Below are 13,845 nucleotides of genomic sequence, written 5' to 3'. Positions count from 1 at the left end.
ACGTACTTCCGGCCGCCGCAACCTCAACCACCGCCCACCGAGTCCGGCCGCATCGCCACGAACCTCAACCCCCGGAGCCCCATGCCCACCGCCCTCACCCCACACCCCGCCGCAGCCGCCGTCTGCGCCGCCATCGCGGTAGCCCTCCTCACCCGAGGCCGCCCCGGCCCCCGCCGCCTCCGCCGCCCCACGCCAACCACCAACTCGGCCTACCGCCGCCTAATAGACCGCCTCAAACCAGCCCCACTACCGCCCCGAGCCCGCCGCCTCCACCGCCTAACGGCAACCCTCCTCGCAGCCGCCACACTCCTCCTCGCCCCCATCCCGTGGAGCCTCCTCCCAGCCGCCGCCATCTACCTAGCCACCCCAACAATCCTCAGCCGCCTCGAACCAGCCGCCAACCGCAAACGCAACGCCCGCCTGTCCGCCGACCTCCCCCTGGCAGTCGACCTGCTAGCAGCCTGCCTAAGAGCCGGCCGCCCACCCCAAGCAGCCATCGCCACCGTCAGCCAAGCCATCGACGGCCCCCTCGCCACTCTCCTCGCCGAACTGGAACACCGCCTCGACCTAGGCGCCGACCCCATCGACGCCTGGGACACCCTCCGCCAAGAGCCAACCTGCGCACCCTTCGCCCGAGCAGTCCAACGAGCCCTCCGCTCGGGCGCCCCACTCGCCACAACCCTCGAATCCCAGTCCGCCGACCTCCGCCAATCCCAGCGCTGGACAGCAGAAGAACAAGCCCGCGCCGTAGAAACCCGATCCGTCCTCCCGCTGGGCCTCTGCTTCCTCCCCGCCTTCGTCCTCCTCGGCATCGTCCCCACCATCGCCACCACCTTCAGCAACGTCTTCTCCGACCTCGCCCCCTAACCCGAACCAGCCCCCAGCAACCCCTCCGCCACACTCGTCCGCGCGTACAGCACCACCCGCCCCACCCGATGTCCCGTCACCAACCCCGCAGCCCGCAATGCCCCGAGATGCTGCGAAACCCCACCGGCCGTCAACCCGATCCGATCCGCCAACTCCGTCGTCGACCGAGGCACGTCCAACTGCACCAGCACCTCAGCCCGAGACCGCCCGAGCACTCCCACCACCCCAGCCGGCGCCCGCCGTACCGACGTATCCCAAATCCCCGCCACCCCTCGCGCCGGATATGTCACCGATGGCTGCCAGGGCGGAATCGTGCTCGAGTACACCGTCGGCCACACGAACGCCGACGGCATGAGCAACAGCCCCTCCCCAGCCAACTCCCGTACGCCGTGAAACCGCCGATGCCTGATCCGCAGCGCGCCCTGCCTCCACCGCACCGAGTCATCGAGATCCTCGAACAGTCCAGCCGGCCCGCCCTGCCCCAACCGCCGCGCCCGGTACAGCAGATCCCCTTCCAGCAAAGCCCGAATCCGCCCCCAGTACGGCGCAAGCGCCACCTCCCAGTACGCCTGCAACTGCTCGACCAGCACCGCAACCCCAGCATCTGGATCGTCGTACAACGCCACGACATCCGCCGACGGCAGCTCCTCCGCCCGAGCCTTCCGTAACCTTCGCGGCAGCCCGGCCTCGGCCAACGACCCCACCGGATGCGTCCGCGCGTACGCGAGCACGTCGAGATCCGCCCGGATCTGCTCGGCCGGCACCCGCGACAACGCCCCGAGCTCAGCCGCCAGATCCGGTACCGGACCCGCCGGTGACGCCGTGAGGAAGTCCGGCGTGTACCAAGTCCCCGAATCGACCAGGTCGAAGAGCAACCCCAGTTCCAGCTTCTCCCGAGCGATCCGCTGCCCGGTCTCGTCCGCCCAGCGGCGATGAAAGTGCTGCGCGCGCGGGTTCTTCAGCAACCGGACACTCGCGACGATCTCCCACAACGGCGACACAGCCAGCCGCGTCCGTGCCAGGTCCTCGACCGTGAACGTGATCGTCAGCATGCCCGCTCCTCGATTCAGCCTGAGCTAAATCATTTCAGAACCATCATCACGTCCGTCCAGGCTGAGGCGACCACAGCTTGGGAGGACCGCATCCAGATGACCACACCGACCACCCGCATCGGCGACCTCACGATCCACCGACTCGGCTTCGGCGCCATGCGACTCACCGGGTATCGCCCGGCCGCCGACCGCACCGCGGCGATCCGCGTCGCCCGCCGAGCCGTCGAGCTCGGCATCGACTTCATCGACACCGCCGACGCGTACGGCATCGGCGCCAACGAGGAACTCCTCGCCGAAGCGCTGCACCCGTACGCCGGAGGCGTGGTGATCGCGACGAAGATCGGCCACACCCGCCCGTCACCAGGGGAGTGGAAGCCCGTCGGTAGGCCCGAATACCTCCGCCAGGCAGCCGAGCTGTCGCTCCGACGACTCCGCGTCGAACGCCTCGATCTCCTGCAACTGCACCGCATCGATCCGGCCGTGCCGCTCGAGGATCAACTGGGCGCTCTTGCCCAGCTGCAATCCGAAGGCAAGGTCCGCCACGTCGGCCTGTCCGAAGTCACCGTCGACCAGTTGGAGACCGCACGCCGCCAGGTCGACATCGTCAGCGTCCAAAATCGCTACAACTTGACCGACCGGGCTCACGACGACGTCCTCAAGTACTGCGAAGCCGAAGGAATCGCCTTCATTCCTTGGCTTCCCATCGCCGGCGGAAATCACGCAACCTCACAGCTTCTCGCCGAGCTCGCCACCGAAACCGGCGCCACCCAGTCGCAGCTCGCACTGGCCTGGCTCCTTCATCGCTCACCGGTCATGGTCCCGATCCCCGGCACCAGCTCCGAGGCCCACCTGATCGAGAACGTCCAGGCGGCCGATCTGCGGCTGACCACCGCGCAGCTGAACCGTCTCGACGCGGTTCGCTGACGTTGTCCCCAGCCTGAAATCTCCTTCTGTACAAGGGCTCCCGTCACGGCATCTTGTCAGTAAGCCGTCCGGACAGCCCGGCCGCAGATCAGGAGATCCCCATGTCCCACCAGCTCGTCGCCATCCGCCGCCCCTCGGCCGCACGATCCGCGTTCCTCCGCATCCGCCGTCGTACCGAACGCGGCGCCGCAACCGCCGAGTACGCCGTCGCCACGGTCGCCGCCTGCAGCTTCGGCGGCATCCTGATCGCCCTGCTGAAGTCCGACGCGATGATGTCGGTGCTCAAGGCAATCATCAACTGGGCCCTGCAGTCGGCGGGCATCGAAGGCGTCCAGGTCTGAGGGCGCTCACCGGCCCGGACCACGAGGTCCGGGCCGGCTCGCCCGGTCCCATGGAGTCATCCCTTGTGAGCCGCCCTCACCGCGTTGCTGTACGCCGTACCGAACGCGGCACCGTCACTGCCGAACTGGCCATGCTCTTCCCGGTCCTGATGGCCACGATCGTCGCCGGCGTCTGGGCGGTCGGACTGGTGATCACCAACATCCGCTGCATCGACGCCGCCCGCGACGTGGCCCGGGCCGTAGCCCGAGGAGAAACCGAAGAGACCGCGCAAACCATCGGCCGAAGAGCCGCCCCCAAGGACGCCTCCATCGACATCCTCACCACCGACGGCGAGGTCCGGGTCACCGTCGAAGCCACCCGAAGCCTCGACTGGCCCCTGTTCGCCGCCCTGCCCGCCGTCCCCCTGAAGGCCCAAGCCACCCTCCAGTCCGAACCAGGAGAACAATGACCAGAACCCGTGCGGAAGAAGGCGGCGCCACCCTCCTCGTTCTCTGGACCGCCATGCTCCTGTTCGCCGCAGGAACCATCGCCACCCTCTGGTCGGCGATCTCCCTCGCCACCCACCGAGCCACATCCGCCGCGGACCTCACTGCCCTCAGCACCGCCCAAGCCATCCAGGCGGGATCACCCGACCCCTGCGCCGTAGCCCGCGACATCGCCACCACCAACCGCGCAACCCTGACCACCTGCACCCTTACCTCCGACACGGCCACCATCAAGGTCGCCATTGCCTTGGACCTAGGCGTCCTTGGTGCCCCCACGCTCACCAGCACGTCCCGAGCAGGTCCCACCGACAACCCCGCCCCGGAGGCAAACTGACCACGTGACCCGCGATCCCAACACCCCTCGTCCTCTGCTGGTCGTCGACGCGGCCAACGTCATCGGTTCCCGCCCCGACGGCTGGTGGAAGGACCGAGCCGGCGCAGCCCGCCGCCTCCTCACCAACCTCGCCACCTACCAGGAAGGCCCAGGCGCCGACATCGACATCACCGTCATCCTGGAAGGAGCAGCCCGCCCCGCCGCAGACGCCATCACCCCCGACCAACCCCTGCAGGTAGTCCTGGCCCCTCACTCAGGCGACGACACCATCGTCGACGTAGTAGCCAACGCCGCCACGGAAAGCCCAGCCCGCGAAATCACCGTAGTAACCGCGGACCGAGGCCTGAGAGCCCGAGTAGAACCCCTAGGAGCCCAGACCACCGGCCCCAGCACGCTCTACGCCCTCCTCGACCCCCAGTAACCGCAGCCGCTCCCGAAGCCGCCGGGGCGCCCAGACAACCTGAGCCACCACAGCCACCCCACAGAGCACGATCATCACACCGAGCACCACAAACACATCCGAGAACTCAGGCACCATCGCCACACCAGCAAGCACCCCTGGCACGACCACCACCCAAAGCGGAACCAACGGATAAATCGAGTTCCGCCGAGGCACCAAGCTCAACTGGTACTCCGCAATCCTCACCGCCGCCGCAACAACCCCAGCCCCACTCGGCACCGGCCCCCGCCGAGTAGCCCGATAAGCAGCCACCCGCACACCCACCGGCAGCTCACCCACCGCCGCCCGCACCTGCTCCCGCTGCGTCCGAGCGTGATGATCCGCCAACCCACCAGCAAGCGCCCCCACCAACACCCCACAACTCAAAGCCAGCACCCAGGGCCCAACCCCAACCATCCCCACCCCAACCACCAGCCCGACCAACACCCCAACCCCCGGCCCCAACCACCGCCGAGACATGGTCAACCACACGCTCTCCATGGCACATGGTCACCCACAACCACCCCACCTGCCACCCTTTCATCCCACCAACAAACCCTCCGAACCAATGGCCCCCAACAACCCCAGCACAACCCACCAACATCACTAGCGCACCCCACCACGTGATCAGCAGCAGCCCCCAACCCTCCCCGGCAGCGAGCGCAACCAGCCGAACCCCAACGCGCTGCACAAGCTGCACGCCCCCGCCGCGCAGCACGAACACCAGCGTCGCCAACCAGCCCGCCACCGCTCCGCCGAGTTGCCGAGTTGCCGAGTTGCCGAGTTGTCGAGTTGTCGAACAGAGTCACCCCGGCGCGTCCCCAGCACCTCGCGCACCTCGTAGACGTCGACAACCAGCCCACCAGCCGAGCAGCCCACCAGGCCGCCAGCCCACCAGCCGAGCAGCCGACCAGTCCGCCGGGCCGCCAGCCCACCAGCCGACCGGTCCGCTGAGCCGCCCCAGCTCACCAGTCCACCGGCCCCCTGCCCACAGGCCCGCCCTCGCTGACCAGGGCCCAAGCACCGTGCGCCTTCAACGCAGGAGCCGCCTCCAGCGGGCGACGCCGGCTCAGGCCTGCCGTCGGCATCCGCTACCCACTTGGTTGTCAGCCCATCAGCCGTCGGCCAGCCGGCGGGACGCCAGCCCGCCAGCCCGCCAGCCCGCGGACACGCGCCCGGTCGGCCGCCGGCAGCGCGGCCCGCCAGGTCAACCCGGCCCGGCCACCCATCCCCGGGCCTACTCCCGTCCTTCTTCCCGGCCGCCCCAACCTCACCCCAACCAACCGAGTCCGGCCGCATCACCACCCACCCCAGCCCAATGCCGCTCAACCCACTGTCAGCCCGGCAGCCCGCATCTACCCGCCTGCTGGCCGAACCGCCTGTCCGCCACTTTCGCGTCGAACGGCCGTCCACTTGGCGATCAGGACCAGGCCCGGCGATGGCCCGTTCCATTGGCAGCTCCTGCTGGACGGGTGCGGGGTTTCGCTTGGCCGTCGGCGCCTGGCTGGCGCCTGCCAGCCGCGACTGTTGCGCGAGACCCGGACCGCCGATCCCGCCGTACGGACGGCAATCCGGCGAGCGCAGGCCGGGAGCCTGTTCGTTGCCCTGCATGCCTGTTGGCCCGCTTGCGCGCCAGCCCGCCGAGCGAGGCTGCTCCCGCCAGCCCGCCAGCCCGCCAGCCCGCCAGCCCGCCAGCCCGCCAGCCCGCCAGCCCGCCAGCCCACCGGTCCGCCAGCCGCGTGTTCCCGCTTCCCCGAATGGCGTGGGCTTGTACGAAGCTGTGGAGGTTGCAGGCCCTGGGCCGGGCCCGTGCCCGATGCCGGTGGTGCGACGGTGCTAGGCAGCTGATCGTCCGCGAACGCGTGCTGTGGACCACTTGTACGGAAGGTCGTCCACACTGGCGGCCCAGCCCACCGGTTCCTCGAGGCGGACGGTTGTTGTGGGTGGCAAGGGGACGTGCGGGAAGTTCGGGCTCGCGTCGCGCTCGGGCTAGACGGCGGCGTACTCAGCTCCATCGATCGACGACCTCGCGGTGCTGGCAAGGGCGCTGGGGCCGGGCTGCTGAGGGATCAGTCGTAGAGCCAGCCGTTGCGTTCGGCGATGGTGATGGCGTCGGCTCGGGTTCGGGCGCCGGTTTTGCCGATGGCGGACCAGAGGCGGGTGCGGACGACGCGTTCGGAGACGGCGAGTTTTTCGGCCATGGTGGCGACGGTGCCGCCTTCGCGGGCGGCGCGGAGGGTGGTGGTTTCGCCTTCGGTGAGAGGGGTTTGGGTGTAGTGCAGGGTCTCGGCGGCGAGGTTGGCGTCGACCACGCGCAGGCCCAGGTGGACCCGGCGTACGGCGTCGGCCAGTTGGGGGGTGGGGCTGTTCTTGAGGGCAAAGCCTTTGGCGCCGGCTTCGAGGCCTCGGCGGAGATGGCCGGGGCGGCCGTACGTCGTGAGCATGACGACCCGGCACTCGGGCATCGAGGTGCGGAGCTGGGTCGTGACGGTGATGCTGTCGTGGCCGGAACCGGCGGCGTCGAGCAGGGCGATGTTCGCGCGGTGCCGTTTGGCGGCCGCGACGACGTCGTCGGAGCGCTTCAGTTCGGCGACGATCTCGAGGTCGCGTTCGCGTTCCAGACCGCTTCTGAGGACGCCTCGGCTGAGGATCTGGTCGTCGACCAGCAGCAGCCGGATGCGGTCGGGCAAACGAGCCTCCGGGGTTCCGTCCGGGCGCCGGGGAAGTGCGTCCGGGAGGATGAGCAGGACTTCGGTTGAAGATCATGGATCCAGCTGACGGATGCCGTCCACATCAACGCGGTATCTCTACCAGATTGCGACCAGATCGCTATCCACCCACCCCGTCACTTCTCTGATGGTGGTCTGTGCATCCGCTCTTTCTTCCAGCTGGGCAGGCACACGAAGGTTCGTTCGAGGAGCCGCGCGGTACGCCAAGACGCCTTGTGGGCTTGGTGAAGAGGTGCCGGGTGAGACAGACGGCGATGCGGCCGGACTCGGTTGTCTGCAGTGAGGTTGCGGCGGCCGGGAAGAATTATGGGGATGGGCCGGAGATGGGCCGTGGAGTGGGCTGTGGGTTCCGGGGTGGGCGGCGTGTGGCCTGTGGGTTCTGCAAGGTGGGGCGGGGCGTGGCCTGTGGGTTCTGCAAGGTGGGGCGGGGCGTGGCGCAGAGGCCGGGGGGCCGGAACCGGGCGGAGACGGGGCTCGTGGTCTGACTGACTCAAGGCAAGCGGGTAGTGGGTGGCCTGGGCAGCTAGTGCGTGACGGAGATGAACTCGCCGTCGTGGGTGGCTAGTACGTGGCCGCCTGGTTGGTTTGCGGGGAGGGTTTCGGTGGGGGTGCGGATGGGGCGGCGGGTGCCGTCGGGGGCGATGAGGATGGTGTTGGGAGCGTCGAGGACTACGAACTCGTTGGCGTTGCGGAGGACTACCGGGGCGTTGTAGCCGGCGGAGATGGCGGTGCGGCCGGCGGAGAGGGCTTCCAGGGCTGCGGGGACCAGCTCGTCGGGGGTTTCGGCATCCGCGTCTACGGCCAGCCAGGTGGTGGGGGCTCCGGGCAACGAGAGGGAGGACGGGTTGTGCCAGTCGCTGCCGCCGATGGGGGTGGTGGACAGGCTCCACGACTCCCACCAGGCGATGGGGCCGCCCCAGCGGCGGTCCAGCCAGGAGGAGTGCCAGATTTCGGCCAGGGGTGGGTGAGTGCCCCACAGGGGTTGGCGCCAGGAGCAGTCGCCGCTGAGGGGGTGGTTGATCGAGAGGAGGCCGCCGCGGCGGGCGACTTCGGGGACCCACTCGGCGGCTGGGCGGCGGAAGTCGATGACTCCGATGGCGCCGAAGGCGTTGGCGTGGCCGGTGTCGGTGGTGACTTCCTGGCCGGGGATCAGGCCGATGCCGAAGCGGTTGCCTACCGACGGGAGTTCGAGGTGGTGTGCCTCGGTGTTGTGGTCGGTGCAGGCCAGTACGTCGAGGCCGGCGGCGACGCCGAGGGCGGCGAGGTTTGCGATCGGGGTGGAACCGTCGGAGTGCAGCGAGTGGGCGTGGAAGTCGCCCGCGATCCAGCGGAGGCCGTCGGCGGCGGGGAGGGTGCGGCGCGGTGGGCGAGCCGGTACGGCGACGGCTGCCGTTGCTGCGGCGTACTCGTCCAGCCCTGGTACGACGGAGACCGGGCCGGTGACGGCTTCGACGATCAGTTCGGCGCCCTCGACCGGGAGGCGGTGGAGGCCGAGGACGACCCACCAGGTGCCTGGTTCGAGTTCGCCGGCCAGGTAGCCGGGAGTCGCCGCGGTGGGCGTGATGGCGAAGGTCTGGCGAGCGCCGCCCGACCAGCCGCGCCAGCCGCCGGCGCCCTCGCAGCCGAGGTCGATGACTACGCCGTCCACCGAAGGAACCGTCAGCGTGACGAGCAGGCCCTCGCAGCCGGGCGGGATGTCGACCGGCAGCGAGTGCCAGACCGACTCCGCCCGGTCGTCGAGAGTCCAACGGCGCTTGAAGGAAGTGACAGCCATCAGGCGTCCGCCACCTCACCGGGGCCGGAGCGAGTGCCGGACGCGGAGCGAGAGCCGGACTCGGAGCGGGAGCCGGCACCGACCGAGTCGGCGGGGGTGGGCTGGCGGGCGAGGAGCTCACCGGAGTCCTGGTCGTAGAGAAGGACCCGTTGGGCCGGAGCGGTGAGGCTGACCGGAGTACCGGGGGCGGGTTCGTCCTCTTCGGGCACGGTGACGCCGATCAACGTGCCGGAGCAGTCGACGGACACCAGGGACGACGTACCGAGGTTCTCGGCAACGACCACAGTGCCGCGGATCGACGGACCGGTGGCGTCGCCGGTCGAGAGCGTCAGGTACTCCGGCCGGATGCCGACCGTCACCTTCGCGCCGGCCGGGACCGAGCCGGTTGCTGCCGGCAAGCGCCCGCCGGCGACCTCCACCACGCCGTACGCCGAGCCGTCGGCCGGAGCGGTGATGCCGTCGGTGGCGCCGACCTCCCCTTCCAGCAGGTTCATCGGCGTGGACCCGATGAAGTTGGCCACGAAGGTGTTCGCCGGGCGGGCGAACACCTCGCGTGGAGAACCGAGCTGGACCAGCTTGCCGGTCTGCATCACGGCGATCTTGTCCGCCAACGCCAGAGCCTCGGCCTGGTCGTGGGTGACGAAGACCGTGGTGATCCCCAGGTCCCGCTGCAGCTTCTTCAGGAACGTCCGCGCCTCGAGTCGCAGCCGCGCGTCCAGGTTGGACAGCGGCTCGTCGAGCAGCAGCACCTTGCCCTCGGACGCGATCGCCCGCGCCAGCGCGACCCGCTGCTGCTGACCACCGGACAGCTGCCCCGGACGACGCTCGAGCAGCCCTTGCAGCGACAGCTCGGCGGAGGTCTTCTCCGCGACCGAGGCCCGCGTGGTGGCGGCGACCCGCCGGACCTTCAGCGGATAGGTGATGTTCTCCGACACGGTCATGTGCGGGAACAGCGCGTAGTCCTGGAAGACCATCGCCACCCCACGCTTCCCGGGTTCGAGCCGCGTCACGTCCGCGCCGTCGATCCGGACGGTTCCCTCGGAGGCGTTCTCCAGGCCCGCGATGGTCCGCAGCAGGGTCGTCTTGCCGCACCCGGACGGACCGAGCAGGGCGAAGAACTCGCCGTCGGCCACGCTCAGGTCCAGTCCGTCGACGGCGCGGACGCCGTTCGGGTAGACCGTCGCCAGGCCTTCGATGTCGATGCCAGCCATCAGCTCTTGATTCCTCCGTGGAAGCGGAACCCGTACCTCGAGTTCACCAACAGGTACAGCACGACGACCGGGATCGAGAACAGCAACGAGAAGACCGGGATCACCGAGAGGTTGGCGCTGCCGCCCTCGTCGGTGAAGGTCTGCAGCAGCACCGCGCCGGGCTGCTTGTCGATCGACCGGATCAGCAGGAAGGGCACCAGGAAGTTGCCCCACGAGTTCACGAACGCCCAGACCAGGATCGTGGCCAGGCCGGGCCGGGCGACCGGCAGCACCACGTCGCGCAGGATCTGGCCGGTGGAAGCACCGAACACCCGTGCGGACTCCTCGTACGACTTCGGTACGGCATCGACGAAGTCCTTCAGGATGAAGATGGCCGCCGGCAACAACCCGCCGGTCATCACCAGCGCGACGCCGAAGCGGGAGTCGATCAGCCCGAGCTGGAACATCATCACGAAGATCGGCACCATCGCCGCCGTCCCGGTGACCACCGACGACAGCAGCAGAAGCCCGTACAGCAAGGCGTCCCGGCCCGGGATCCGCACCCGCGACAGCGCGTACGACGCCAAAGCGGCAAACGCCGTGACGGCCACGGCGGTCGTCACGCAGATCAGCAGCGAGTTGACCATCGAGTGCAACGCGTACGGGTGGTCGAGCGTCTTGCGGACGTTGTCCAGCGTCCAGTCCGGCCAGCGCACGCCCAGGCCGGGAGAGGCGTCGAAGGGCGCCGACGCGATCCACAGCATCGGGACCGCGAAGAACAGGGTGATCGCGCAGATCAGCACGTAGAAGCCGATCCGCCGTACGACGTACGCCGGGTTCACGAGCACCTCCTCAGGCCGGCGGGCGCAGGCAGCGGGTTCACGAGCGCCTCCTCAGCAGTCGCAGGTACAGCAGCGCGACCAGCAGGTTCGCGATCAGCAGCAGGAACGAGATCGCCGACGAGTAGCCGAGCTCACCGCCCTGCAGCGCGACGTTGTAGATGTAGACCGGCACGGTCTCGGACTCGTGGTTCGGGCCGCCCTTGGTGAGCAGGAACGGGGAGAAGTCGTTCGCGGTCCACAGCGAGATCAGCAGCGTGTTGGTCAGCACGTGGCCCCGGATGTGCGGGAACACGACGTCGCGCAGCGTCTGCCAACCAGATGCCCCGACCATCCGCGCCGACTCCAGCTGCGACGGCGGGACGGCCTGCAGCGCGGACGAGTAGAGCATCATCGAGAACGCCGTACCCCGCCAGGTGTTGAACAGCACCAGGCAGACCATCGGGTACTCGATCAGCCAAGCTGTCCCTTGCTGCCCGAGGATGCTGTTCAGCGTGCCGGTGTCGCGGTCGAAGAACGCGATCCACAGGTACGCGACGACGGTCGACGGCAGGATCCAGGCCAGCAGCACCAGGCCTTCGACCGTACGGCGGACCGCCGGCCGCGCCTTGCGCATCGTCCACGCCAGCGCGAAGCCGAGGATGTTCTGACCGATGATCGCCGAACCCAGCACGAACAGCAGCGTCAGCCACAACGCGTTGTGGAACAGCGCGTCGTTCAGTGCCTTGGTGTAGTTCGACAGCCCGACGATCGACGGCGACACGGCCTCGACCCCGGTGAGCCGGTAGTTGGTGATGCCGATGTAGATCGTCCAGACCGCGGGGAAGACCAGGAACGCGCCGATCAGCAGCAGCGCGGGCGCGACGAAGCCGAGCGCCCGGCCTACGCCGAGCCCCGCGACGTCCTGGGCCGGCCCGCGCACCCGCGCCGGGCGACCCGGCGCGGGTTCGGTGGTGGCCGCCATCAGTTGCTGGTGACCTTGTCCTTGCCGCCGGCGGCGGACTCGACGGCGGTCTGGTACGCCTTGGCCGCGTCGGCGGGGGACTTGCCGCCGATCACGTCGGCGGTCGCCTGCTGCAGCGCGGCCGAGATCTTCGGGTACTCCGCCAGGCCCGGCCGGTACTGCGTCAGCGGCAGCACCTTGGTGGCGACGAAGTTCAGCATCGGGTCACCGGCCAGCACCTTGGCGTTGACGTCGGTGCGTTGGGTGATCTTGGCGGCGCCGTTCAGGCCGGCCTCGACCATCTCGGCGGAGTTCATGAACTGCAGCAGCTCCCAGGCCTGCTGGGGGAACTTGGTGTTCGGGTTGATCGCGACCACGCCACCGCCGGACATCGAGACGAAGTCCTGGCCCTTGACGCCGGCGCCGGGCTTGGAGGCCGGGATCAGCGCGTACCCGACGGCGGTGTCGCGGTCGGCCATCTTGGCGACGCCCTCCTTGGGCTCGACGACGCTGCGCCAGAAGTAGTCGCCCTCGAGCAGGATGCCGATCTTGTTCGCGGCGAACTCGGCGAACGACTTGTCGCGGCCCTTGGCCTCGCGCTGCAGCACCGGGTCGCCCAGGCCGCTGCCGTAGATCTTCTGGTAGAACTCCAGCACCTGGCGGGTCTGGGCCGTGTTGCCCAGCCACTTGCCGTCGGTGTTGATCGCCGCGCCGGTGCCGACCAGCAGCGGCAGCACGCCCTGCATCGAGGTCGCCTCGCCCATCGCGGTGCCGCCGTTGATCTGGATCGGGGTCACCCCGGACAGCGTCTTCAGCTTCTGGCCCGCGGCGAGGATGTCGTCCCACGACTTCGGCTGCCAGTCGGCCGGCAGCCCGGCCTGGGCGAACAGCTTCTTGTTGAAGTACAGCACCCGGCCGTCGGTGCCGGCCGGTACGCCGTACCGCTTGCCCTCGAAGCTGCCGAGCTGCTGCACCGAGTCCGGGATCTGCTTCCAGCCGTCCCAGTCGTCCACCTTGGCGGCGTCGCCGACGGTGTCGGTGAGCGGCTTCACGTAGCCGGCCTGGGCGAACTCGCCGACCCAGATGCCGTCCATGTTCATCAGGTCGGGGCCGGCCTTGTTGGACAGGCTGAGCGCGAGCTTCTGCTTGTAGACCTCGTCGTCGGAGCCGTCGCCCTCGAAGCGGACGGTGACGTCGACGCCCTTGGCCTTCTGCGCCTCGACGAACTTCGGGATCAGGACGTCGGAGGTGAAGGTCGCGCCGGCGCTGTTCTTGCCGCCCTTGACCGAGTTGGCACCGATCACCAGCTCGACCTTCTTGGCGTCGGCGTTGCGGTTGCTGTCCTGGTCGCCGCTGCCGGAGTCCGACGACCCCAGACAGCCGGTCAGCAGCAGCGCGGCGGCCACGCCCAGGGCGGCCGGCGGGATCACACGCGAGATGGGTCGCATCAGGAGGACTCCTTGCAGGGAAGTGCGGGGAGGTACGCCGGAACACTTTTACACCCGTAGGTGACTTTGTGAAGACTTTTACCCGGTTGCCCTGGGCTACTTCGTGCGGCCATCCCAGGTCACGGCCGATCTCGTCAAATCCGGCACCACCGGGACGCATTGCGGAAGAGTTAAAGCTCGCTCGCGGTTGGGTCTCAAAGAGTAGCTGGGTAGATACAGACCGTGATGGCGCGAGGTAGCGTCTGCAGCGTTCGGAACACTGGAAACGGAGGTGAAGGACATGCTCGGAGATCTGCTCTACGGCCTTCTCGGTGGGGGTCACCACTGGCACCACTGGCACCACTGGCACGACTGCTGGTGGTGAGGCGCCGGCGGTGACCGGACTCTCCGCTGACGCGCAAGCAGCGGAACCCTCCCGGTCCACCGGCTCCGGCCTCCAGACCGACCACTCGAACTGAAAGGAAAACGGGCGGCCCCGA

General features: G+C 69.0%; 13 protein-coding genes. 6 read left to right on the top strand and 7 right to left on the bottom strand.

From position 1 onward, the window contains the following. The first annotated feature begins 81 nt into the window (after positions 1-81). Positions 82-867: a type II secretion system F family protein gene (locus tag ABD235_RS21130; protein WP_344176579.1), complete on the top strand. Its 786-nt coding sequence runs from the start codon at positions 82-84 to the stop codon at positions 865-867. Here the strand turns inward: ABD235_RS21130 and ABD235_RS21125 are convergent. After that, the gene (locus ABD235_RS21125) at positions 864-1,919 is read right to left on the bottom strand and encodes an ArsR/SmtB family transcription factor (protein WP_344176578.1); all 1,056 of its coding nucleotides are present in this window, start codon (positions 1,917-1,919) and stop codon (positions 864-866) included. The genes ABD235_RS21130 and ABD235_RS21125 overlap by 4 nt on opposite strands. A 96-nt stretch (positions 1,920-2,015) precedes the next feature. Between ABD235_RS21125 and ABD235_RS21120 the strand changes: the two genes are divergently transcribed. From ABD235_RS21120 to ABD235_RS21100, 5 genes are all read left to right on the top strand, one after another. Further along, positions 2,016-2,843, top strand: a complete 828-nt coding sequence (locus tag ABD235_RS21120; RefSeq protein WP_344176576.1) for an aldo/keto reductase — start codon at positions 2,016-2,018, stop codon at positions 2,841-2,843. A 101-nt stretch (positions 2,844-2,944) separates the two neighbouring features. Then, the gene (locus ABD235_RS21115) at positions 2,945-3,184 is read left to right on the top strand and encodes a DUF4244 domain-containing protein (RefSeq protein ID WP_344176574.1); all 240 of its coding nucleotides are present in this window, start codon (positions 2,945-2,947) and stop codon (positions 3,182-3,184) included. A gap of 65 nt (positions 3,185-3,249) precedes the next feature. Further along, entirely contained in the window at positions 3,250-3,633 is a 384-nt protein-coding gene (locus ABD235_RS21110; protein WP_344176571.1) for a TadE family type IV pilus minor pilin, read from the top strand. Then, complete coding sequence (locus tag ABD235_RS21105) at positions 3,630-4,004, top strand: Rv3654c family TadE-like protein (protein WP_344176569.1); 375 nt, start codon at positions 3,630-3,632, stop codon at positions 4,002-4,004. The genes ABD235_RS21110 and ABD235_RS21105 overlap by 4 nt, the downstream gene beginning before the upstream one ends. Before the next feature lie 4 nt (positions 4,005-4,008). Next, complete coding sequence (locus ABD235_RS21100; protein ID WP_344176566.1) at positions 4,009-4,425, top strand: NYN domain-containing protein; 417 nt, start codon at positions 4,009-4,011, stop codon at positions 4,423-4,425. Positions 4,426-6,512: 2,087 nt separating this feature from the next. On the opposite strand, the gene ABD235_RS21095 is transcribed toward ABD235_RS21100, so the two are convergent. The 6 genes from ABD235_RS21095 to ABD235_RS21070 all read right to left on the bottom strand — a co-directional run bounded on the left by ABD235_RS21095 (position 6,513) and on the right by ABD235_RS21070 (position 13,366). Beyond that, entirely contained in the window at positions 6,513-7,133 is a 621-nt protein-coding gene (locus ABD235_RS21095; RefSeq protein ID WP_344176564.1) for a response regulator, read from the bottom strand. A 562-nt stretch (positions 7,134-7,695) separates the two neighbouring features. Further along, positions 7,696-8,946 (bottom strand): CehA/McbA family metallohydrolase, encoded by a 1,251-nt coding sequence (locus tag ABD235_RS21090; protein WP_344176562.1) that lies wholly within the window; start codon positions 8,944-8,946, stop codon positions 7,696-7,698. Next, positions 8,946-10,157 carry an ABC transporter ATP-binding protein gene (locus ABD235_RS21085; RefSeq protein WP_344176559.1) on the bottom strand — a complete coding sequence of 404 codons (1,212 nt, stop codon included), beginning with the start codon at positions 10,155-10,157 and terminating at the stop codon, positions 8,946-8,948. Before ABD235_RS21085 ends, ABD235_RS21090 begins: the two co-directional genes overlap by 1 nt. After that, positions 10,157-10,978 (bottom strand): carbohydrate ABC transporter permease, encoded by an 822-nt coding sequence (locus tag ABD235_RS21080; protein WP_077017833.1) that lies wholly within the window; start codon positions 10,976-10,978, stop codon positions 10,157-10,159. The genes ABD235_RS21085 and ABD235_RS21080 overlap by 1 nt, the downstream gene beginning before the upstream one ends. 37 nt (positions 10,979-11,015) lie before the next feature. After that, a complete protein-coding gene (locus tag ABD235_RS21075) occupies positions 11,016-11,939 on the bottom strand; it encodes a carbohydrate ABC transporter permease (protein ID WP_344176555.1) in 924 nt (307 codons plus the stop codon). Continuing rightward, positions 11,939-13,366 carry an extracellular solute-binding protein gene (locus tag ABD235_RS21070; protein ID WP_344176552.1) on the bottom strand — a complete coding sequence of 476 codons (1,428 nt, stop codon included), beginning with the start codon at positions 13,364-13,366 and terminating at the stop codon, positions 11,939-11,941. The genes ABD235_RS21075 and ABD235_RS21070 overlap by 1 nt, the downstream gene beginning before the upstream one ends. Positions 13,367-13,845: the final 479 nt, after the last annotated feature.

The organism is Kribbella lupini (genome assembly GCF_039529595.1).
In the GTDB taxonomy this organism is placed as follows: domain Bacteria; phylum Actinomycetota; class Actinomycetes; order Propionibacteriales; family Kribbellaceae; genus Kribbella; species Kribbella lupini.
This window is presented reverse-complemented; position numbering and strand designations above follow the sequence as displayed.